This is a genomic window from Halorussus lipolyticus (genome assembly GCF_029338375.1).
Classification (GTDB): Archaea; Halobacteriota; Halobacteria; order Halobacteriales; family Haladaptataceae; genus Halorussus; species Halorussus lipolyticus.
The window spans coordinates 2,326,710-2,346,869 of record NZ_CP119804.1; the positions used below are offsets into that span (position 1 = coordinate 2,326,710).

Below are 20,160 nucleotides of genomic sequence, written 5' to 3' on the forward strand. Positions count from 1 at the left end.
CTTTCCCGGCCTCCAACACCCTGTCAAATGGACGACCGCCTCGAAAGTTTCCTCCGCTCGAAGATTCGGTCCGCGGGGCGTCAGTACGCCGACGCCAAGCGGGCCTACGCTAACGCCCGGAAGGCCGCGCTGGCGGACCTGCCCCAAGACGACGAGGGCAGGGCCAGAATCGTCTGTCGGCGGTACGCCGAGCGCCGGGCCGTCGAGTTGGACACCGAGGCCCGCCCGGTCTGCTTCGACCCCGACCACCCCGACTGCGAGGGATGCGTCCGAGACGTGCGCGACGGCCGAATCGAGACGTGGTAGCGATGTCGGCGTCCGATTCCGAGGACCCGAGCGATTCGCTCGACAGGCCCGTCGTCGCGCTGGTGATGGCCGGAGGCACCGGAACTCGCCTCTACCCCGCGAGCAGGTCCGACCGGCCCAAGCAGTTCCTCTCGCTCGGGGCGAACGGCGACGAGTCGCTCTTGTCCCAGACCGTCTCGCGCCTGCGCTTCGCCGACGAAATCTACGTCTCGACCGCCGACTCTCACGCCGACAGGGTGCGCGAGGAGGCCCCCGAGGCGGGCGTCCTCGCCGAACCCGAGGCCAAGGACACCGGCCCGGCGCTGGTCTACGCGGCCCACCGCATCCGCCAGCAGGTCGGCGAGTGCGTCCTGCTGTGCGTCCCGAGCGACCACCTGATTCGGGGCGACTTCGAGTCAACAGCCCGCCGGGCAGTCCGCAGTGCAGTCGAAACGCGGGGGTTGGTCGCGTTCGGCGTGGAACCGACCCGACCTGCCACGGGATACGGGTACATCCAACCGGGCGCTTCGGGCAGTGAATGGGCCGAAATCGAGCAGTTCCACGAGAAGCCCGACGACGAGACCGCCAGCCAGTTCGTAGACGACGGTTTCTACTGGAACGCGGGACTGTTCGCGTGGACGCCCGAGGCCCTCCTCCGGGAGGCCCGCGACTCGCCGCTCGGTCCGCTCGTAACGACCTTAGAGGAGGGGGAACCCGAGCGCGGATTCCGCGAAATCGAACCGGTCAGCATCGACTACGCGGTGATGGAGCGGACCGACGACGCTTACGTCGTGCCCGCCGACTTCGAGTGGGACGACGTGGGCGCGTGGGACGCAATCGAGCGCGTGGTCGAAACCGACGAGGACGGGAACGCGATTCTGGGCGAGGGCCTCGCCATCGACGCCGCGGACAACGTGATTGCAGGGGACGACGAGACCCACATCAGCGCGGTCGGCGTCGAGGGACTGGTCGTCGCGGCCTATGGCGACCGGGTGCTGGTCGCGCCGAAAGCGGATGCTCAGCGAGTTCGAGAGGTTGTGGCGAAACTGCGCGAGCGAGGCGAGTTTTAGCTCGGAAAATAGCGTTTTCGGGCGGGCAGGTTACTCGAAACGCAGGGTGACGACTGCCGCGTCCGGCGTGACGCCGTTCTTTTCCCACTTTTCGACGACGGTGTAGACACCATCGGCGGGAGCGAATCCACCAGCGGGGACGGTGAGTTCGAAACGGAGTTTCCCGTCGGCGAATCGCGTCAACGGTCGGTCCCCCACCGCCCGCCCGTCTTCGGTCACTCGATACCGGGAGACGAAACAGGCGACGAAGTACTTCGAGTAGTCGATGTCTGCCCAGTCGTCCGGGTTCGTCGGGAGACGCGACGGCGAGAAGATACGACCGGCCTCGTCCGCAGACCGGACGAGCGTCGCGTAGTAGCCCCGGCCGTTGGCGCTCGGTCCGCCATCGACCACCGAACGAGAGGGTTCCGCCGTCGTGTATCTGTGTACGACCGACGGGTCGTCGGACAGAGCGCCGTCGCTCGCATCGAACAGCGACTTGAGAACGACTCCCGACCCCACGCCAGACGCGAATATACCGGACAAAAATTTACGGCGATTCATTAGCTTGTGTTGAAATCGAGGGGTATTAAGCCTTGCAACCGGTTCCTACGGCGCGCAGTTCGAGCTAGACCCGTCCTCGCCTTCGTCGAGGGTGTAGTCCCAGACCAGCGGGTCGCCACAGGAGTAACCGACACTCAGACCGCCGGTTCCGATACCGACCGAGTTGATGCCGCAACTCCCTTGCGTGTGGCGGTAATCGCCGGAGACGAGTCGCGTCGCCGGGCGGTCCTCGGGGTTGTTCTGGATTGCCTTACAGCCGTATCCGCCGTAGATACCGACCCCGGCCGAGAGTCCGGAGCAGTCTGGTTCGGTAGCGTCGGACTGGAAGTACCAAGCGTCCGCGTCGTTGAACTCGGCGGCGATTCCGTTACTGTCGAGGTCGCCGTACTCTCCGCCGACCAGCACGTACTTGTTCGTCGTGTACTCGGAGTTGTCGATTCGGCTGTAGTCCGTCGAGGGCCAATACATCCCGATAACGTCGTTGGGGGAATTTCCGCCGTTCTTCTCCCACGCATACGTCGTACATTTCGGGTCGAAGTCCCAGAAGCAGTCCACGAACACCTCGTTCTCGTTGTAGCAGTCGATGGTGAGGGTGATGTCGATGCTCAGTTTCGAGATGTCGTAGGCCTGCGTTCCAACCTCCTCGTCCTCCTCAGAGACTCGCTCTCCGTGGGCGAAGCTCCAGCTGAAGCCAGCGTTCGTGAGGTAGTTTCGGAAGGCCTCTCGGGGGTCCTGTGAGAGATACTGTTGGAAACCGGGACGGGTTTCGGCTTCGAGTCGTTTCGCTTCCGGACTTCCCGCGGGGAGTTGCTGAAGCTTCTTGAGGCGACTCCGGAGTCGGACGGCTTGCATGTAGGTCTGCTCGGAGTCCGAGCGTCGTCGAGCGTTCACAGTTCCGATAGAACCGACCGCGAGTCCAGCACCGGCAATCGAACGGAGGGCCGACCGCCGCGAGATTTTCTTATTTTTCATCGCAATTAACGGTTCGAGAGATAGTATATATACTATCCTATCTGTTCGTGTATATTAATAATCTGGCCGAAGTGGTATAATATATAGCTTGAGGTTGTAAATAAGGCAGAAATAACCACAGTTTATATGCACGATTCACGTGACACGAGGACGGCGATTCGGGCCGAATCGACCGACCGGGACGACCAGCCGAATTTTGATTCTGAACGTCGTGATTCGACCGTCATGTCCGAGACACTCGACGGCGAAATCGTGGAGGAGACCGACGACTACGTCCACGTCCGGTTCCGCGACCCCGACGACGAGACCGCCGAGAGGCAGGCCGAGGAGATAGTCGAGAAAACCGAATCGTGAGAATCGAGTCGTGAGAGTCGAATCGTGAAAACCGAACCGCGGGAGTCGCGTCGGGATTAGCTTCGGAGGCGGCCGCCGTCCACCGGCAGGGAGACGCCGTTGACGAAACTCGCGCGTTCGCTGGAGAGGAAGGCCACCGCGTCGCCGAGTTCTTTCGGTTGGCCCACTCGATTCAGCGGGATGTCGTCGGCCCACGACGCCAGTCCCTCGGCGTAGGTGTCGTACTCGCCGCGCTCGACGGCGGCCTCCACGAGTTCCTGAATCCGGGGCGTCTCGTGGGCACCGGGCAGGACGGCGTTGACCCGCACGTCGGGTGCCCACTCGCGGGCTTGGGTCTTCATCAGGCCGATGACGCCGCGCCGGACCGCGTTCGAGAGGACCAACCCGTCGATGGCCTCGCGGACGCTGGTCGAGGTCACGTTGACCACGGTGCCGGCGTCGCTCTCCACGAGGTGCGGGTGGGCGGCCTTACTCAACCAGACCGCGCTCATCACCAGCAGGTCGTAGGCCTCGTACCAGTCGCGCTCGGTGGTGTCGAGGAAGGTGCCGCTGGGGGGACCACCGGCCGAGGTCACGAGATGGTCGAGTCCGCCGAACTCGTCAACGGTGGCGTCAACCAGCGCCTCGATTTCGTCGGGGTCGGTGATGTCGGTCTGGACCGCCACCACGTCGCCGTCGCCCGCCGACTCGATTTCCGCCTTGGCGTCTTGGAGTTGCTCCTCGCCGCGAGCGCAGAGGGCGACGTTCGCGCCCTCCTCGGCGAGGGCCTTCGCGGAGGCCCGGCCGAGTCCGCTCGAACTCGCCGTTACGAGTGCCGAATTGCCGTCTAATCCGAGGTCCATGCGCGGGGATTCGACGGCCGAGATAAAAGGTGTCGGGGTGCCGGTAATCGCTCAGAAGATACGAGATAGAGTGCCAAACAGAAATAAATACAATTGTTTAAGAAATACATATATATTTCAAGACATCATATTGTGTTCTAGATGGAATAGTACACTCCGTAGACAGAGGACGTAGTTCCTGTCCCCACGCCCACTCGGGCATGGTCGAACAGGCTCATTACGCCACGTCTCGACGCTCGCGCACAGCTATACATTTTTAGGTTTATAGGTTCTTTGCGTTCTGGTCAGAAAGCGTTCGTTCTGAAAAACGCGGATGGGTCACGCGAAAGAGCCGTGGTATCTTTATCGCCGGACTTCCCGCGATTTCCGCACCGTCACCTCGCCGTCGGTCGTGACGCCGATGAGGAGGTCCTCGTGGACTTCCCGACCTTCCACCGCGTCCCCGGCCTCGTCGCTCACGCGCTTCATCAACTCCGGGGCGGCGTGGTTGACCTTCACGCCCGCCTCGTCGCAGGCGTCGTAGACCCGCGAGGGTACGTCGTAGAGGTCGGTGTCCTCCTCGACCACGACCCGGACCGGCGCGCGCAGGGCCTCGGCGAACGCCACCGTCTCGCGTGCCTTCCGGACGTTCTCGCGGGCGCTGGCCTCGACGCTGGAGACGTTGGCCCGCGAGGTGCCCAGCGTCTCGGCGATGTCCGCCTGCGCGACTCCTCGCTCGCGCAGAGCCAGCACCTCGGCCTGTCGGCGGGTCAGCACGCTCTGTTCAGCGTCGAACCCCGCCCGGTCGAGGAGTTCGTCGGCGTCGTACTCGTCGCTCATGGTCGTGGCTACGCGCTCGTGAGCAAAAAACCCGCGCGACTGCAAACGATTACGGACCGTCCGGACCGCCGGAACTGAACGCTGTTGGGACTGTCCACCCTACGACGCGGCTGACGCCCCGTCCGACGAGTTAGCTCCCCCAGAAGTTGTCGCGGCTTCCGAGTTGGGGCCGCGAGGGGCCGTCGTCTTCGGCGTCGTCCTCGGGGGCGTCTGCATCCTCGGAGTCGGCCTCGGCGTCAGCCTCGCCGTCGGAGTCGTCGTCTTCGCCCTCCATCGGCAGGCGCTCTAGCTCCTCGGCGCGGGCGTGGTTGGACTTGACGTTAGTAATTTTGACCTTCGCGCGAGCGTCGGGCAGAACGCCATCGACCATGACGATGAAGCCGTCCTCGGTTCGACCCACGCCCGCACCGCTCTCGTGGATGTCTTCGACCGTGACGACGACCTCCTCGCCCGGTTTGACGGGCGCGGTCTTGAGGTCCCGAATCGGCTGACTGTAGTGGTCGCACCACTCGGCCCCGCCGCGGTCACCGTAGTGTTGGCATCCCATTCCCTCGATACGCTCCTGAAAACTCGGGCAATCGTCGGCGAGTGGACAGTCCGGCATGCCTGTGGCTACTTGCCGGTGCGCCTAAATCTTTACGTACCGACCCAACCTTTTACTGCGCTCGGAACTTCGCCTGCGGCGAACTTCCTCGCTCGCAAAGCGTTGATGAAAAACCGCCGCTCGGTCGTCGCGCCTCTCCCGTGACTTTAGCCCTCGATTGCTCGCGCAGAGATGTAGGTCAACAGCGCGAGGAGGACGAACGGGATGATGTGCAGGCCGAGCGCGATGCCCTCGATGAACCAGTTGGTCGGGTACGGCGACCAAATCAGAGTGTAGACGATAAAGAACCCCAAGATGACGAGCGGAACGATGTTGACCGTGATGTCCAGCATCGTTTCCCTGTCGAAGACTGAGTTGGCCATGACGAAATTCGAAACGGGACGAATAGGCATAACGTCACCGGCTAGCGCCGGATTACCGCCGACGAAACGGTCGCTTGACCCGAGGACGAGCGACGCCTCAGCCGTAGAGCAACTGCTCGGCCTGCGTCCGCCGGCGGTCCACGTCGAAGTGTGGTTCCAGTTCGGGGTCGGCATCCAGTCGGTCCAAGACGAGGAGCGGGTCGGTCCCGGCGCGCTCGACGCGCTCCAGCAGGCCCGCCAACTCCGACCGGTAGAGCGCCAGCGAGTCCAGCAGACCGACCGCGAGCGCCATCGCTACCCCCGCGTCACCGCCCGGAAATGCGTCCGAGATACGGTCGAAGTCGGGCGATTCCGGGGGCGACTCCGCAACCGAAGCGTCGCCGAGGACGAGCGCCAGACAGACGGTACAAATCGCGGCCGTTTCGGTCTCCTCTGGCAGATACTCCTGCAACTCGGCGGGGACGCGAAACGCTACCTGTTCACTTGTACACTCTGGACAGGGCATACCGGCGGTTGGTCGGGCACGACGAAAAGCGTAGGTGAAGTCGAAGGGAGAACAGATTCCGGTCGCTCAGTCGTCCGCAGTAACCGTCTCGGCGGCCTCGTCGGCCTCGGCTTCCGCGGCGGCGCGCTCCTCTTTCTCCTCGGCCTCCTTCTTGGCCTTGATTTTCTTGAGGCGGAAAATCTCCTCGCGCTCCTGTTCTTCGAGTTTCTGCTCGATGTACTCCTGATTCTCCTTGAGTTCGGGCAGAAGCTTGAACTCCAGCGCGTTGACGCGGCGCTTGGTCGTCTCGATTTCGGTCAGCATCTTCTTCATCGCCGTCTCAACCTCTGCGGCGAGGATGATGCTTTCGAGAAGCTCCTCGTAGGCCTCGGCGGCCTCGTCGATGCGACCGCTGGTCCCGAGGACGCCGTACCCGCGCTCGTCCAAGCCCTTCCGGACCTTGCTGGACTCGATTTGGGGCACGACGACGCCCATGATGTTCTTGGACTCGGTGGTGATTTCGGGGTGTTCTTTCAGCGCGGCCGCGGCACCGCGGACCGCCACGTCGCCCTCCATCGCGCGAGCCATGTTGATTTTCTGCTGGGCGAGTTCGTAGTCGTCCTCGAGGCCCGAACGCACGTCTTGGGCTTGGTCGAGGATATCCATGAACTCCATGATGAGACCGTCACGCTTCTTCTCCAGCGTGTCGTGGCCCCTCTCGGAAAGCTCGATGCGGTCCTCAATCTGCATCAAGTTCTTCCGAGTGGGCTTGACGTCCTTGGCCATCTTAGGGGGAGTTTGTGGCTCAAGGGGGTTAACCTTTTACAGTCGGCGGCGACGAGATGAAGGCCGAACCTCGGGAAGTCGGCGTTAAGCCACGATTTATGTTATCAGAAATCAGAACTGAACGTATGGCTCACGACGACGTTCTGAAAGAATACGTACAGTCGGCAACGTCTCCGAACGGCGACTGGCACCTCAACGTACCTGTCGGCTTCTCGCTTGAGGCCGATGCGGAAATCACGATGGGGCGACAAAGGAAATCGATGCGCTGTGTCTCACGTCTCGGTCACAAGACCCGCCGAAGCAGTACGCCTTCGAGGAGTCCGGCGTTGAACTCGTCAATAGTGACCGACTCGTACAACCTCGCCATTACAGAGGACTGTGGGAGAGCGGCGAGTTCAACAGCGAAACTGCGAGGATAATCGAAGCCAAGAGCGGCGACCCAACCCTGAAGGGACTGGGACAACTCGTCGGATACCGCGAACTACTACGCAACGACTGGAATATCGAGGTCGAATCTCTCGTTCTCGTCTGTACTGGAACCGACCCACAAGTCGAGAAAGCCTGCGCTATGCAGGGCATCGAAGTCGTTCACCGCTAAAAAGAATGCGAAGACGTTGTTGCGGAAATCAGTCCGCGGCGACTTCTTCGGCTTCGTCCTCGACGTAGTGCTGTTCGATGAGTTCCTCGTCCACGCGGTTGAGTTCCTCCTTGGGGAGCATGCTCAGGAGGTCCCAACCGATGTCGAGTGTCTCGTCGATGTCGCGGTTCGTGTCGAAGCCTTGGTCCACGAACTCCTCTTCGAACCGGTCGGCGAAGTCGAGGTACTTGTTGTCACGCTCGGAGAGGGCCTCTCGGCCGACGATGTTCACGAGGTCACGCAGGTCCTCACCCTCCGCGTACGCGGCGTACATCTGGTCGGACACGTCGCCGTGGTCCTCGCGGGTCAGGCCCTCGCCAATCCCGTCGTCCATGAGTCGGGAGAGACTCGGCAGGACGTTGATGGGCGGGACGATGCCCTGCGAGTTCAGGTCCCGGTCGATGTAAATCTGACCCTCGGTAATGTAACCGGTCAGGTCCGGAATCGGGTGGGTGTCGTCGTCGCCGGGCATCGTGAGGATGGGAATCTGCGTGACAGACCCCTCTCTGCCCTCGATACGTCCGGCACGCTCGTAGAGTTGCGCGAGGTCGGTGTACATGTAACCGGGGTAGCCACGTCGGCCCGGAACCTCCTCACGCGCGGCACCGATTTCGCGCAGGGCCTCACAGTAGTTGGTCATGTCCGTGAGGATGACCAGCACGTGGTAGCCCTTGTCGAACGCGAGGTACTCTGCGGTGGTCAGGGCGAGGCGCGGCGTGACCGTCCGCTCGACTGCGGGGTCGTCCGCGAGGTTCATGAAGACCACGGAGCGTTCGAGTGCGCCCGTGCGCTCGAAGTCCTCCATGAACTCGTTGGCCTCCTCGGCCGTAATCCCCATCGCACCGAAGACCACTGCGAACTCGGAGCCTTCGTCGTCGTCGCCCGCTTCCTCCTCTTCCGGCACCGTCGCCTGTCGCGCAATCTGAAGCGCGAGTTCGTTGTGCGGAAGCCCGGAACCGGAGAAGATGGGGAGCTTCTGTCCGCGGACCAGCGTGTTCATGCCGTCGATGGCGGACACGCCGGTCTGGATGAACTCCTCGGGGTACTCGCGGGCAGTCGGGTTGATTGCCGCACCGACGATGTCGTCACGCCGGTCCGGGACGATTTCCGGACCGCCGTCGATGGGGTTGCCGGAACCGTCCAGCACCCGACCGAGGAGGTCCTCGGTAACGGGCATCTTCATCGTCTCGCCGAGGAATCGGACCGAACTCTTTCGGTCGATACCCTCGGTTCCCTCGAACACCTGAATCGAGACGAGACCGTCGCTCGATTCGAGGACCTGTCCGCGCTTGGTGTCGCCGTTCGGCGTCTCGATTTCGACGATTTCGTCGTAGCCGATGGGTTCGTCTACCTCTGCGAACACCAGCGGACCGCTGATTTCCGTGATGGTTTGATATTCTTTCATCGTTCTAGTAGAGGTCTCGGAGCTGTTCTTTCATCTCGTCTTCGAGGTCGGCGACGAACTCGTCGGCTTCGTCGTCGGGAGTCGTCGCAATACGGTTCAGGCGAGGCGCGGCGTCGATGTCGGTGATTTCCTCGACCGGAACGCCAGCGTCGAGCGCCTTGAAGGCCTCGTCGTTGAACGTCCGAATCGCGCCCATGATGAGATACGACTTCTCGGGCGGACAGTTGGTGTCCACGTCGTGAAGCGCGTTCTGCTGGAGGAAGGCCTCGCGGATGTAGCGCGCGACTTCCAGCGTCAACTGCTGGTCCTCGGGCAGGGCGTCCTTACCGACGAGTTGGACAATCTCTTGGAGTTCGTCCTCCTCGTCCAGCACGTCAACCGCCCACTGGCGCTGTTCGGGCCAGTCCTCGGCCACGTTGTCCTCGAACCACGGGTCGAGCTGTTCCTTGTACAGCGAGTACGACTCGTTCCAGTTAATCGAGGGGAAGTGGCGACGCTCGGCGAGGTCCGCGTCCAGCGCCCAGAAGGTCTTGACGATACGCAGGGTGTTCTGGGTGACGGGTTCCGAGAAGTCACCGCCGGGCGGCGAGACTGCGCCGACCACAGTCACCGACCCCTCGGTGTCGTTGATGTTGTCGAAGTATCCGGCGCGCTCGTAGAACTCCGAGAGGCGCGCGGCGAGGTACGCGGGGTAGCCCTCCTCGCCGGGCATCTCCTCAAGACGCGACGAGATTTCGCGCATGGCCTCTGCCCACCGCGAGGTGGAGTCGGCCATCAGCGCCACGTCGTACCCCATGTCGCGGTAGAACTCCGCGATGGTGATACCGGTGTACACGCAGGATTCACGCGCCGCGACCGGCATGTTCGACGTGTTTGCGATGAGGCAGGTGCGGGACATCAGGGGCTTGCCGGTAACCGGGTCTTCGAGTTCCGGGAAGTCGTCAATGACCTCGGTCATCTCGTTGCCACGCTCGCCGCAACCGATGTAGACAACGATGTCGGCGTCGGCCCACTTCGCAAGCTGTTGCTGAGTGACGGTCTTACCGGACCCGAACGGGCCGGGAATCGCCGCGGTACCGCCCTTCGCCAGCGGGAACAGGCCGTCCTGCACGCGCTGACCAGTGACGAGGGGCGTCCGGGGCGTCTTCTTGTCCGACGCAGGTCGGGCCTCGCGGACCGGCCACTCTTGGCGCATCGAGATTTCTTCGCCAGTGTCGAGTTCGACAACCGTCTCCTCGACGCTGTAGTTGCCGCTCTCGACAGTGACGACTTCGCCGCCCTCGGAGTCGGGCGGGACCATCACTTTGTGGTCGATGCTCTCGGTCTCGGGCACGATGCCGAGGATGTCGCCGGGTTCAACCTCGTCGCCCTCGCTGACTTCGGGGTTGAACTCCCACGTCTTTTCGAGGTCGATACCGGGTGCGTCAACACCACGGTCGAGGAACGCGCCCATCTTGTCTTCGAGAACCGTCAGGGGACGCTGAACACCGTCATAGATGGAGTCCAGCATGCCCGGACCGAGGTCCACGGACAGCGGTTCGCCGGTGTTCTCGACCGGTTCGCCGGGTGCGACGTTCGACGTCTCCTCGTAGACCTGAATCGTCGTCAGGTTGCCTTCGATCTCGATGACCTCGCCCATCAGCCCTTCCTCGCCGACGTACACCACGTCGTTCATCCGGGCGTCGAGGTCAGTGGCGGTCACGACCGGTCCACTTACGCTCTCAATTTCGCCGTCCTCTCGAACGGCTTCGGAATCAGTTGCTTGGCTCATACGTTGTCACCTTGTTCGTCTTCGTCCATAAGGTCGATACCGATTGCACGCTTGATTTTCTCGCGCAGTCCGCCGCTTCCCGCGCCGCCGCCGATGGAGACCATCGTCGGTTCGACGCTCGTCTCGACCTCCTGTCGGACCTGCCGGGACAGGTAGTCGAGGTCCTCGTCGTGCATCACGACGATGCCGACGTTGTCGTCTTCGAGAACGCGAGACACCGCGTCGTCGAGTTCCGTCTCCTTCTCGTCGTCGGGGACGTTCTCGAACTTCCGAACGCCCGCGAGGCGGAACCCGGTGGTGAACTCCGGACTGCCGACGACAGCGATTTCCTGACTCATAGCATCACCAGTTCGTTCTCGATTTCCTCCTCGCTCAGACCGGCCTCGCGGCCGCGAGCGATTGCGCGGATGTTGTCAACTTCGCGCTCCTTCGCCAGCACGTAGGCCAACACCGGGCAAATCGACAGCGGGAAGACGTGCGAGAGGTGGTCGGAGTACTCGAGGAGTGCGGCGTCGAGTGCATGCTCGAAACCGATGAGGCTGTCGGCACGCTCCAACTCGTCGAGGGCCTCCGAGAGGTCCTCGCCGTAGGTGCTGTCGCGGATGAACGTGACGAGTTCGTCCACGCTGTTCGAAATCTGGGACAGTTCCGACGCGCGGAACAACTCGCCGCCCTCGATGAAGTAATCGGTCGGGTCGATGTCCGCACCGGACCGAGCGATTCGGAGCGCGTTGCGCGCATTCCGGAAGTCGATTTCCGCCTGCAGGAACTCGACGTACAGCTGGGTCGCTCGGTTGTCCGTCTCGGTGACGCCGCCGATGAGACCCTCGTAGTACGTGCGGTCAACCGCGTTTTCGAGCGGAATCAGCACACCGGTCTCGTCGTAGGTACCGTAGGCCTCGGCGAGCGCTTCGCCGTAGCGCGTGCGGTCGAGCATCTCGACGACCTCCTCGATGGAACCGGCTTCGACCAACCGGTCGAGGAACTGCCGGTCGAACTCACCGGCGTAGATGAGGTCCTCCTCGACGGCCTCGCTCTCGGAATCCGAGTAGACGCCGCGGATGACGGTCTTGATGTTCCACGCGTCGAACTTCCGGAGGTACCGAGCGATGAACTCGTAGAGCCGACCGTCGGCCCACCGGAGGAGGTCGTTGAAGTGCTTGGCGAGATTGCGGTTCAGGGCGTGTTCGATGAGGTCCACGCCGTCGTACCGGGAGCCGAGCGCGTTGATTTCCTCCTCGTACTCGGTCTCCTCCATGTAGCGGGCAATCTCGCTGGGACCCATCCGGACCAGTTTCCGGTAGTCCTCGTCGTCGAACAGCGCCGCCCGCCGGGCTTGGACCCGCGCGGTGACGTACTCGTAGTTCGAGGTTCCGTCCGTCTCTTTCACGCTCATTGCTCGAAGAGGCGTTTACTGATGTCCTGAAGGTTGTCCTCCCAGACGTCCTCCAGCACGGAGTCGAACGTGTTGTTCACCCGCAGGCGGGACTGCTCGCTCTCGACGACGACGCCGCCGAGACAGTCGTACTCGCCGGCGTACTCGTAGCCGTCGTAGTCCGCCACGATGTCGGTGAGCAGTTCGTCGTCTTCGGGCTTGCCGTAAACGCGGACGGTGTCGCCGTCGTCGAACTCCTCGCTGGCGGCGTCGAGCAGTTCGCGGGTCAGCTCCTCGCGGTCGTCGCCTTCCAGACCGGCGATTTGCTCCTCGACCGAGGCCCGAACGTCCTGTAGGACGTCGCGTCGGGCTTCGAGGCGCTTCTGCTTGGCTTCCAGCTTGGCGCTGGAGAGCTTCTGCTCGCGCTCTTGGGCGATTGTCTGCTCGGTTTCCCGTTCTTGCTCCGCGAGAATCTCGTCGGCGTCGCTCTCGGCCTCGGAGACGATTTCGTCTGCGCGCTCATCGCCCTCCGAACGAATTTCCTTCGCGCGCTCGCGGGCTTCGTTTCGAATATCCTCAACTACCGTGTCCAGACTCATTGATGAAGAGGGAAAGGGGGTGTTTAGACGAGGAACACGACGACCAGCGCCAGAATGACGAGCGTCTCGGGAAGGACCGTCATGATGAGGCCCGTACCGAAGAGCGACTCGTCCTCGGCGATAGCACCGATGGCCGCGCTACCGATACCGCGCTCGGCGTATCCCGCACCGAGGGCCGCGAGGCCGACTGCGAGTGCGGCGGCGGCCGTCGGCGGGATAGCCGGTTCGGCGGCGGCGGCACCTTCTTGAGCGAGCGGTCCAACAGTGTTCGCGAACGCAAGCAGCATTTCGGGAATCATTGTTTAGTATCTCCGTAGCTCTCGTAACCGGACAGTCGTATTTCCCGCTACTGTGGTCATAAAGCTTCCCAAAAGAGTTGGATATAACGCCGCCTCACACCCCGTAAATGGGAACTTGTGCTACCAAATGACAAGCGAAAATGGATATTGCGGCGCGGCCAGAGGTGGTTAGTTGCGCTTCGAATCGGTTCGGCAGAAAAAGAGCGGGGCGTCAGTCCTGCGTGGTGTACGACCGGTCGTGACCGAACGGTTCGTACTCCTTGCCGCCGCCCTCGTAGAACTTGCCGAAGAACTCGACGTACTCGAGACGGACCGCCTGCAGACCGGCACTGGTCACACCGAGCGCCAGCACGAGCAGGTGGCCGATGACGAGGATGAGCAGACCGCCGACGATTCCGGCGATGCCCGAGTGGGCGAGTCCGCCGAACATGATGCTCGTCACCTCGTGTCCGTGGTACATCGTTCCGACTTCGGGCATGTGGCCGAGTCCGAAGTGCCACGCGGCGTGGCTACCCTCGCCCGTCACGTAGACGCCGAAGAACAGGAGATTGACCACGAAGGCCATCCCTGCCTTGGCGAGCAGGACCGCGGCAATCCGGGTGTACGACAGCGCGTCGGACAGGACGCTCAGGCTCTCCAGCAGGCCGATGAGGAGTCCGGCACCACCGAGGTGCTTGACCTCACCGGCGATGTAGAGTACGAGTCCCACGACGCCGATGGCGAGACCGAGCGTACCGACTTCGGCCGAGAAGCCGCTGAATCCGAACGAGAACGGCTCGCCGGCGAAGATGGTGTACAGGAAGTCGGGCTTCACGGTACTCGCCTGCGCGCTGAGAATCCACGTCCAGATACCGCCGAACAGCAGGACCCACGAACCGCTCTCGAGGACTGCGTCGACGGGGTCGTGGCTCAGCTCCTCCACGAAGCCGAACAGGTAGCCGACCGTCATGTGGAGGAGTCCCGCGAGTATCGAGACGACCATCCACGACAGCGCGTAGTCGGCGTTGACGGGCTGGAGACCCTTCTTCATGGGCGCGCTCTTGAGTCCGAGCGCACCTTCCCAGAAGTGGGTTGCGACGAGGTGCAAGCCGAACACTTCGCCGTACAGCACGCCGAACAGCGCCGTGAATCCGCCCGCCCACAGCGCGATACCGCCGAGACTCTTGAACGCCGCGTTGTCGAAGGAACTGTACAGCCAGTAGCCGATACCCATGTACAGGAGCCCGTAGCCGAGGTCACCGATCATGAACCCGAAGAACGCCGGGAAAGTCAGGAACAGGATGACCGTCGGGTCGAACTCGAAGTACTTGGGCCGGTTGATGGTCTGGACCAGTAGTTCGAAGGGCTTGAACACGCCGGGGTTGTCCTGCACGACCGGCGGCTGGTCGTCGTCCATCGTGGTGCCGCCGTCGGCGGCGACCTCTCCGGACTGACCTTCCTGACCGGCAGGCTCCTCGTGACCGGGCGTGTGGCTGGCCTCGTAGGACGCGCGTTCGAGTTCGTCGATTTCCACTCGGTCGCCGACCGCGTTACCGAGCGCGGTCGTCAGCTCGGTGTATCGCTCGGTCGGAATCCAACCCTCGGCGACGAAGGCGTTCTCGGTCGTCGCAAAGTTGAGCGGGGCTTCGGACTTCTGCACGTCGATGGTGAGCTTCTCCTCGGCCGCCAGCAGGAAGCCGGCGGTGTCGAGTTTGACGTTCTCAAGCTCGTTCTCGACGCTTTCGAGCTTGGATTCGAGCTTCTGGCGCTCGTGCTGGAGTTCCTCGACGTACTCCTCGGGACTTCCCTCGGCGTCCGGCACGTCGAGCGTGGCGAAGTCCACGCCGACCAGCACCTCGTCCAGCGCGTCCTCGTCGGCCGCGTCCGCGGGGTACGCGAAGACAGCGACAGTATCGTCGCCGGAGAACGTGCCGAACTCGCGGATGTCGTCGGCGCGTTTGAGGGCCTGTCGAACCTCGTCCTCGTCGGCCTCGCCGACCGCGACCTGTAGGGTCTCGTACCCCGACAGCAGGTCGAGGTCGATACCGAGGTCCGCGAAGGGCTTGACCGAATCGAGGCGCTCCTCGACGTTCCGGAGTTCGTTCTCCAACTCGCTCCGGCGGTCGTCGAGTTCGTTGACCTCGGTCCGGACGGATTCGAGTTCTTCTTCGAGGGCCTCGTCGGTGACGATTCGGCTCGGTCCGGCGTCCTCGCCGTCGATGTCGAGGATGCTTTCGAGTGAGCGGACGGTGACGAGTTTCTCGGACGCCTTGTCGGCACCCTCGATGGGGTCGCCCTGCTCGAAGCCCTCCCACGAACCGTCGTAGTCCGAGAGGTGGACCAGATTCAGTTCGTGGACGGTCTCGATGACGTCGTCCATGACGGCGCGCGAGCCAGTCACGGACACCTTGCTCATTCGCTCAGGTCTGAGCATGCACCGCCTCCTCGAACAGGTCTACCACGTAGTCGGTAACCTCGTCTTCGTTCTCTCGCGCCCGCGATTCGAGTTCCTCACGCTCGTCCTCGCCCTCGGCGAGGACCTCTTCGCGCTCGGCCTCGATTTCCTCGCGGGCCTCGGCGAGGCGTTGGTCGTGCAGTTCGGACGCCTCGTCCTCGGCTTCGCGGCGGATTTCTTCCGCCTCTTTCCGAGCGTCGGAGATGCGCTGGTCGCGCGTCTCCTCGGCCTCGGCGACAATATCGTCGGCCTCTTGCTCGGCCTCCTTGATTCGTTCGAGAACCTCTGGCCTCGGCATACTAATCACGCGAAAGTTGCGGGAGCGCCTATAAACTACTTGCGGAACCTCCCGGTGCGCTCACGGGCGATACGGCGCTCGCTTGGTAACAGGTACCGAGAATTGGCGGTCGTTGGGGCGACCGGTCCGAATAGCAGGATTATTTGGCTGGCGGTACTAACGGTCACCTAATGGGTATCCTCGAAGACAAGAGCCGCGCTCGGCTCTTTTACAAGTATCTCTCGAAGGTGTACGACACCATCAACCCGTTCATCTGGAACGAGGAGATGCGCGACCAAGCCCTCTCGATGCTCGACATCGAGGAGGGCGACCGAGTGCTGGACGTTGGGTGTGGCACCGGGTTCGCCACCGAGGGTCTCCTCGAACACACCCAGAACGTCCACGGACTGGACCAGAGCGTCCACCAACTGGAGAAGGCGTGGGACAAGCTCGGCAAGCACGACCCCGTGAGCTTCTACCGGGGCGACGCCGAGCGTCTGCCCTTCGAGGACGACAGTTTCGACGTGGTGTGGTCGTCAGGGTCCATCGAGTACTGGCCCAACCCGGTGGCCGCACTCCGGGACATGCGCAGAGTGGTCAAACCCGGCGGGCAGGTGTTGGTGGTCGGCCCGAACAACCCCAAGACGCCGGTGATGCGGAGCGTGGCCGACGCCATCATGCTGTTCTACGACGCCGAGGAGGCCGACCGGATGTTCCGCGAGGCCGGATACACGGACATCCACCACTACGAGACGGGACCGAGCTACAACCCCGACGTGGCGCTCGTGACCATCGCGCGAGACCCCGAAGACGAGTAGGTCGGTGCCGAACACCGGCAGACGATTTTCGCGGCCCTGCGAGGATTATCTAGTTACTTCCGGCGCGCGAGACGCGTCGCTCGCGTGCGCCGCGCGACGCACGGAGTCATCGCAACGTGACCGACTGCTCGGCGGCCCCGGTTTGTCCGCCGGTGTTCGAACCTGAAGCTAGCTTCGTCCCGACTCCCCGACCACCTCACTCGACCGAACCCCGCCGGACGACTGCTCCTCAGGCCGTCTGCTCCACCTCCGTGACCACCGCTCCATCGACCGAAACCGTCACGGAAACCGTCGAACCGGCCGAAATCAGTGGGTCGTTCGTCCTCGCAATCTCGAAACTCGCCGTCTCGCCCGCGGTCCAGTGGCCGTCGTCGGCGGTGTTGAACGGCCCGGTCGGGCCGGGACTGAACCCCGAGGCCGAAAAGAACGGAACCGGTGGCTGGGCGTCAAGGAGCGTCCCGTCGATGCGCACCCGGACCGAGAGCGCGCTCGTGTCGAGGGTATCACCCCCGCGGTGGACGAACGTCAGTCGGTTCGCATCGGCGTCGATTCGCACGTCGATGGCGGCGCGCGGCGAGTCCGACGGGACCGGCGTTCCCAGCGCGACGGTGCCGACGGTCCCCGCGAGCGCCGCGGTGATGGCGAGCAGGAGGACGATACCGAGGACAGGAGAGGTAGCGCGAGTGGACACGCCGAGGGTTCGTCCCGGCCTCGGATTTGAACCTTCGGGTGGGTAGCCGACGAAGCGAGAAGCAGAATATTAGTTATTTGATCAACGTCCTTGTTTGGGAAAGACGTATAAACAATTGCGTGAGCTACGACGCCTCGACCGGCGTCGTGGTCACGTTGACCGTCGTGTCCTCGTGGATGGCGCTCACGCGGAACTCCTCGGACGGGCCGAGCGTCCAGAGGACGCCGTTCGGGTCGGTCCGGCCGACCGAATCGCCAGCGACCGTAATCCGGCCCTGCAGGGGTGCGCCCGTGGCGTTGGTGAGTTTCACCCGGAGCGGACCGCCGGGATAGGTGCGGTTGACCGCGAGCGTGACGTTCTCCGACGAGTTGACGTCAGCGGGACCCGGCGGGAGCGCATGGTTCCCGGTGAGTTGCTTGTACTGGACCTCTTTGAAGACCTTCTCGGTGCCGCCATCGACGTAGGCGACGAGTTCGCCCTGCTGGTGAGTCACCGACACCGAGAGGATGCTGGTCGAACCGTAGCGGAAGGTGTTCGTCCCACGCAGGTGTTCGCTGGCCCACGAGTAACGGTCCAGAACCGCGTTCTGGGCCTGAATTGGCGAGAGATTCGGTGGGGCGCTGGGGTCGCGGTTGTCCTTGCGGACGAGTTCTCGGATGTAGGTGTCACCGTCGATAGTCGAGAGGACGATGCCCGTGTCCGCAGTCGAGACGTAGACCTTCCGCGGGGCGGTTTCGCCGCGTACCGCCGCGCTGATTCGGTCCCTGACCGGACCCTCGATGGTGGTGAGTTTCCCCCGTAGCGTGTCGGCCTCGGTTCCGAGATTGAAGCGGGAGATGTCGTCTGCCCGGACGCGCATCGTCTCGATGATTTTCCGAATCTGGTCGGCCTCGGCGTCGATACGGCCGAGCGTCCGGAGGTACTCACTCTCGGAGATGGTGCCGTTCGAGAACGCCTGCGTGGCCTGTCGCTCGGTTGCCTTCAGCGAGATGATGCGGTTCTCGATGTGGTAGCGGTACCGGTTCAGCGTCTGTTTCTTCTTCTCGGCGGTGTTGCTGGCCTCCAACTGGGCGTTGAGGGCGTTGACGCTGAGTTGGGTCCGGAGGCCGTCGTGGCCCATCGCAAGCGAACTGCCGAGCGCGAGCGACGGCGAGTGGAAGGCCGTCCGGTCCGAGTCGGTCCCGAGCGTCATCACGTCGGTCGTGTTCCTGTCGGTCGCGTTGCCGTCGGATTCGGTCCCGACGGTATCGGGGGTTTGGGCGGGCACTGGCGCAGACGGGGCCGACGCCTGCATCGCAACTGCTCCGGGAGAGAGGGCGAGCAGTAATGCCAGCATAACGGGGGTGAGTCGCATTACGTTCCGATATTCGGGCACCCATCATTAAAATATCCATGGAAATGTGAAACGACCGATGAACAACCGAGAACGGCCGAGACGTTTTACGGAGCGTTGTGACGTTTTATCTGCGGATGGAAAGTATTTTCTTGTCGGCGCATTCACGCGATGGTATGCGGTCATCTGCCGCCCTCCTCGTCGTCCTCCTCGTCGTTAGCTCCGTGGCCGGAGTCGCGGCGGGCCTCTCGCCGGAGGACCAGACGCGCGCCCCCCACGCCGTCTCGGACTCCTCGGCGGACACAGGCCCAGTCCCGGCGACGGCCGCAACCGCGGTAAACGGTACGGTATCGAATGCCACGGTCCGCGACGGTACCGACATGTACGTCTCCATCGGCGAGCACGGAAACGCTCGCTGGAACGTCACCGCCAGATTCGTCCTGCGCGACGCGAACGAAACCGAGGCCTTCCGGAAACTCGCCCGACAGTACCGAAACGGCAACGCCGACGTCGGGTTCACCCGGAAGACCTTCCAGCGGGCAGTCGAGCGCGCTCGGTCCGACAGCGAGCGTTCGATGGCGCTCCGAAACGTCTCTCGGACCGCCCGACTCGGTGAGAACGGAACTGTCGGACGCCTCTCGCTTTCGTTCACGTGGCGAAACTTCACGCGCATCGAGGACGACCGAATTCTGCTGGACGACGCGTTCTGGACGGGGTCGAACACGTGGCTTCCCGCGCTGACCGACGACCAGACGCTGACCATCGTGGGGCCGTCGTCCCACTACGTCACTCGGTCGAACGTCCCCCACAACGGAACCCGAATCAGCTACCACGGTCCGCGGAAGTTCGAGCGCGGCGACTTCTCTGTCACCTTCTCGCCGAAGAACACCGGTCCGACGAACCAGTCCGATTTCCCGGACCTGTCGAGTCTGCCCGGACTCCTCCTCGTGTTGCTGGTCTTCGGTCTGGGGGCCTCGGGCGTCTATGCGTGGTCCCAGCGACGCGGCGCGGACCCCGCTGGCACCGGCGCAGTCGAGGAGTCCGACGACCCCCGAGGACCCTCGGCAACCGCGTCCGTCACGGCGGGGCAGGAAAGCGACGCCGAGGACGACGGCGACGAGGACGATGACGACGAGGCCGACGTGGAACTGCTGAGCGACGAGGAGCGCGTCCTGCGCCTCCTCCGGGAGAACGACGGTCGGATGAAGCAGGGCCAAATCGTCACGGAGACCAACTGGTCGAACGCCAAGGTCTCTCAACTCCTGTCGAAGATGGACGAGAACGACGACGTGGACAAACTCCGAATCGGGCGCGAGAACCTCATCACGCTCCCCGACGAGGACGTTGCGGACGTGAACTGACCGCCTCGACCATCGTTTTGCCAGCAGTCGGTGACAACC

24 protein-coding genes are annotated in these 20,160 nt (G+C 63.2%); 6 read left to right on the top strand and 18 right to left on the bottom strand.

Annotation, left to right across the window (positions count from 1 at the left end; all coding sequences use genetic code 11):
- Positions 1–27 precede the first annotated feature (27 nt).
- On the top strand, positions 28–306 hold the full coding sequence (locus P2T57_RS11800) for a DUF7091 family protein (RefSeq protein ID WP_276299413.1): 279 nt from the start codon (positions 28–30) through the stop codon (positions 304–306).
- 2 nt (positions 307–308) lie between these two features.
- Positions 309–1,355, top strand: a complete 1,047-nt coding sequence (locus P2T57_RS11805; protein ID WP_276299414.1) for a mannose-1-phosphate guanylyltransferase — start codon at positions 309–311, stop codon at positions 1,353–1,355.
- 30 nt (positions 1,356–1,385) lie between these two features.
- Here P2T57_RS11805 and P2T57_RS11810 read toward each other — a convergent pair whose 3' ends face one another.
- Together P2T57_RS11810 and P2T57_RS11815 are read right to left on the bottom strand one after the other, a co-directional pair.
- Positions 1,386–1,898 carry a hypothetical protein gene (locus P2T57_RS11810; protein WP_276299415.1) on the bottom strand — a complete coding sequence of 171 codons (513 nt, stop codon included), beginning with the start codon at positions 1,896–1,898 and terminating at the stop codon, positions 1,386–1,388.
- Positions 1,899–1,943: 45 nt separating this feature from the next.
- Positions 1,944–2,870, bottom strand: a complete 927-nt coding sequence (locus tag P2T57_RS11815; RefSeq protein WP_276299416.1) for a hypothetical protein — start codon at positions 2,868–2,870, stop codon at positions 1,944–1,946.
- Positions 2,871–3,095: 225 nt separating this feature from the next.
- Between P2T57_RS11815 and P2T57_RS11820 the strand changes: the two genes are divergently transcribed.
- Positions 3,096–3,224 (top strand): hypothetical protein, encoded by a 129-nt coding sequence (locus tag P2T57_RS11820; protein WP_276299417.1) that lies wholly within the window; start codon positions 3,096–3,098, stop codon positions 3,222–3,224.
- A 56-nt stretch (positions 3,225–3,280) separates the two neighbouring features.
- Here P2T57_RS11820 and P2T57_RS11825 read toward each other — a convergent pair whose 3' ends face one another.
- From P2T57_RS11825 to P2T57_RS11850, 6 genes are all read right to left on the bottom strand, one after another.
- On the bottom strand, positions 3,281–4,066 hold the full coding sequence (locus P2T57_RS11825; protein ID WP_276299418.1) for an SDR family oxidoreductase: 786 nt from the start codon (positions 4,064–4,066) through the stop codon (positions 3,281–3,283).
- Positions 4,067–4,408: 342 nt separating this feature from the next.
- Complete coding sequence (locus P2T57_RS11830) at positions 4,409–4,930, bottom strand: Tfx family DNA-binding protein (protein WP_276299419.1); 522 nt, start codon at positions 4,928–4,930, stop codon at positions 4,409–4,411.
- 85 nt (positions 4,931–5,015) lie between these two features.
- Complete coding sequence (locus tag P2T57_RS11835; RefSeq protein WP_276299420.1) at positions 5,016–5,489, bottom strand: TRAM domain-containing protein; 474 nt, start codon at positions 5,487–5,489, stop codon at positions 5,016–5,018.
- A gap of 146 nt (positions 5,490–5,635) precedes the next feature.
- Positions 5,636–5,851 (bottom strand): DUF6684 family protein, encoded by a 216-nt coding sequence (locus P2T57_RS11840; protein ID WP_276299421.1) that lies wholly within the window; start codon positions 5,849–5,851, stop codon positions 5,636–5,638.
- A gap of 97 nt (positions 5,852–5,948) precedes the next feature.
- The gene (locus tag P2T57_RS11845) at positions 5,949–6,356 is read right to left on the bottom strand and encodes a DUF6276 family protein (protein WP_276299422.1); all 408 of its coding nucleotides are present in this window, start codon (positions 6,354–6,356) and stop codon (positions 5,949–5,951) included.
- Between the two features lie 66 nt (positions 6,357–6,422).
- On the bottom strand, positions 6,423–7,121 hold the full coding sequence (locus P2T57_RS11850) for a V-type ATP synthase subunit D (RefSeq protein WP_276299423.1): 699 nt from the start codon (positions 7,119–7,121) through the stop codon (positions 6,423–6,425).
- 125 nt (positions 7,122–7,246) lie between these two features.
- Here P2T57_RS11850 and P2T57_RS11855 point away from each other — a divergent pair, with 125 nt between their 5' ends.
- A complete protein-coding gene (locus P2T57_RS11855; RefSeq protein WP_276299424.1) occupies positions 7,247–7,540 on the top strand; it encodes a hypothetical protein in 294 nt (97 codons plus the stop codon).
- Positions 7,541–7,747: 207 nt separating this feature from the next.
- Here P2T57_RS11855 and P2T57_RS11860 read toward each other — a convergent pair whose 3' ends face one another.
- The 8 genes from P2T57_RS11860 to ahaH all read right to left on the bottom strand — a co-directional run bounded on the left by P2T57_RS11860 (position 7,748) and on the right by ahaH (position 15,939).
- The gene (locus P2T57_RS11860) at positions 7,748–9,163 is read right to left on the bottom strand and encodes an ATP synthase subunit B (protein ID WP_276299425.1); all 1,416 of its coding nucleotides are present in this window, start codon (positions 9,161–9,163) and stop codon (positions 7,748–7,750) included.
- A gap of 4 nt (positions 9,164–9,167) precedes the next feature.
- Positions 9,168–10,934: an ATP synthase subunit A gene (locus P2T57_RS11865; RefSeq protein WP_276299426.1), complete on the bottom strand. Its 1,767-nt coding sequence runs from the start codon at positions 10,932–10,934 to the stop codon at positions 9,168–9,170.
- The gene (locus P2T57_RS11870; RefSeq protein ID WP_276299427.1) at positions 10,931–11,272 is read right to left on the bottom strand and encodes a V-type ATP synthase subunit F; all 342 of its coding nucleotides are present in this window, start codon (positions 11,270–11,272) and stop codon (positions 10,931–10,933) included. Before P2T57_RS11870 ends, P2T57_RS11865 begins: the two co-directional genes overlap by 4 nt.
- Positions 11,269–12,330, bottom strand: coding sequence for a V-type ATP synthase subunit C (locus P2T57_RS11875; RefSeq protein ID WP_276299428.1), 1,062 nt, complete (start codon positions 12,328–12,330; stop codon positions 11,269–11,271). The genes P2T57_RS11870 and P2T57_RS11875 overlap by 4 nt, the downstream gene beginning before the upstream one ends.
- Positions 12,327–12,908, bottom strand: a complete 582-nt coding sequence (locus P2T57_RS11880) for a V-type ATP synthase subunit E (RefSeq protein ID WP_276299429.1) — start codon at positions 12,906–12,908, stop codon at positions 12,327–12,329. Before P2T57_RS11880 ends, P2T57_RS11875 begins: the two co-directional genes overlap by 4 nt.
- 23 nt (positions 12,909–12,931) lie before the next feature.
- Positions 12,932–13,195: a F0F1 ATP synthase subunit C gene (locus P2T57_RS11885; protein ID WP_420028541.1), complete on the bottom strand. Its 264-nt coding sequence runs from the start codon at positions 13,193–13,195 to the stop codon at positions 12,932–12,934.
- Between the two features lie 223 nt (positions 13,196–13,418).
- Complete coding sequence (locus P2T57_RS11890; RefSeq protein ID WP_276299431.1) at positions 13,419–15,620, bottom strand: V-type ATP synthase subunit I; 2,202 nt, start codon at positions 15,618–15,620, stop codon at positions 13,419–13,421.
- Positions 15,607–15,939 carry an ATP synthase archaeal subunit H gene (gene ahaH, locus P2T57_RS11895; RefSeq protein WP_276299432.1) on the bottom strand — a complete coding sequence of 111 codons (333 nt, stop codon included), beginning with the start codon at positions 15,937–15,939 and terminating at the stop codon, positions 15,607–15,609. The genes P2T57_RS11890 and ahaH overlap by 14 nt, the downstream gene beginning before the upstream one ends.
- 170 nt (positions 15,940–16,109) lie before the next feature.
- Here ahaH and P2T57_RS11900 point away from each other — a divergent pair, with 170 nt between their 5' ends.
- Positions 16,110–16,736, top strand: a complete 627-nt coding sequence (locus tag P2T57_RS11900) for a methyltransferase domain-containing protein (RefSeq protein WP_276299433.1) — start codon at positions 16,110–16,112, stop codon at positions 16,734–16,736.
- 229 nt (positions 16,737–16,965) lie between these two features.
- On the opposite strand, the gene P2T57_RS11905 is transcribed toward P2T57_RS11900, so the two are convergent.
- Both P2T57_RS11905 and P2T57_RS11910 read right to left on the bottom strand, forming a co-directional pair.
- Complete coding sequence (locus tag P2T57_RS11905; protein ID WP_276299434.1) at positions 16,966–17,427, bottom strand: type IV pilin N-terminal domain-containing protein; 462 nt, start codon at positions 17,425–17,427, stop codon at positions 16,966–16,968.
- A 124-nt stretch (positions 17,428–17,551) separates the two neighbouring features.
- Positions 17,552–18,781: a DUF7096 domain-containing protein gene (locus P2T57_RS11910; RefSeq protein WP_276299435.1), complete on the bottom strand. Its 1,230-nt coding sequence runs from the start codon at positions 18,779–18,781 to the stop codon at positions 17,552–17,554.
- Between the two features lie 155 nt (positions 18,782–18,936).
- Between P2T57_RS11910 and P2T57_RS11915 the strand changes: the two genes are divergently transcribed.
- Positions 18,937–20,121 carry a helix-turn-helix transcriptional regulator gene (locus P2T57_RS11915; protein ID WP_276299436.1) on the top strand — a complete coding sequence of 395 codons (1,185 nt, stop codon included), beginning with the start codon at positions 18,937–18,939 and terminating at the stop codon, positions 20,119–20,121.
- Positions 20,122–20,160: the final 39 nt, after the last annotated feature.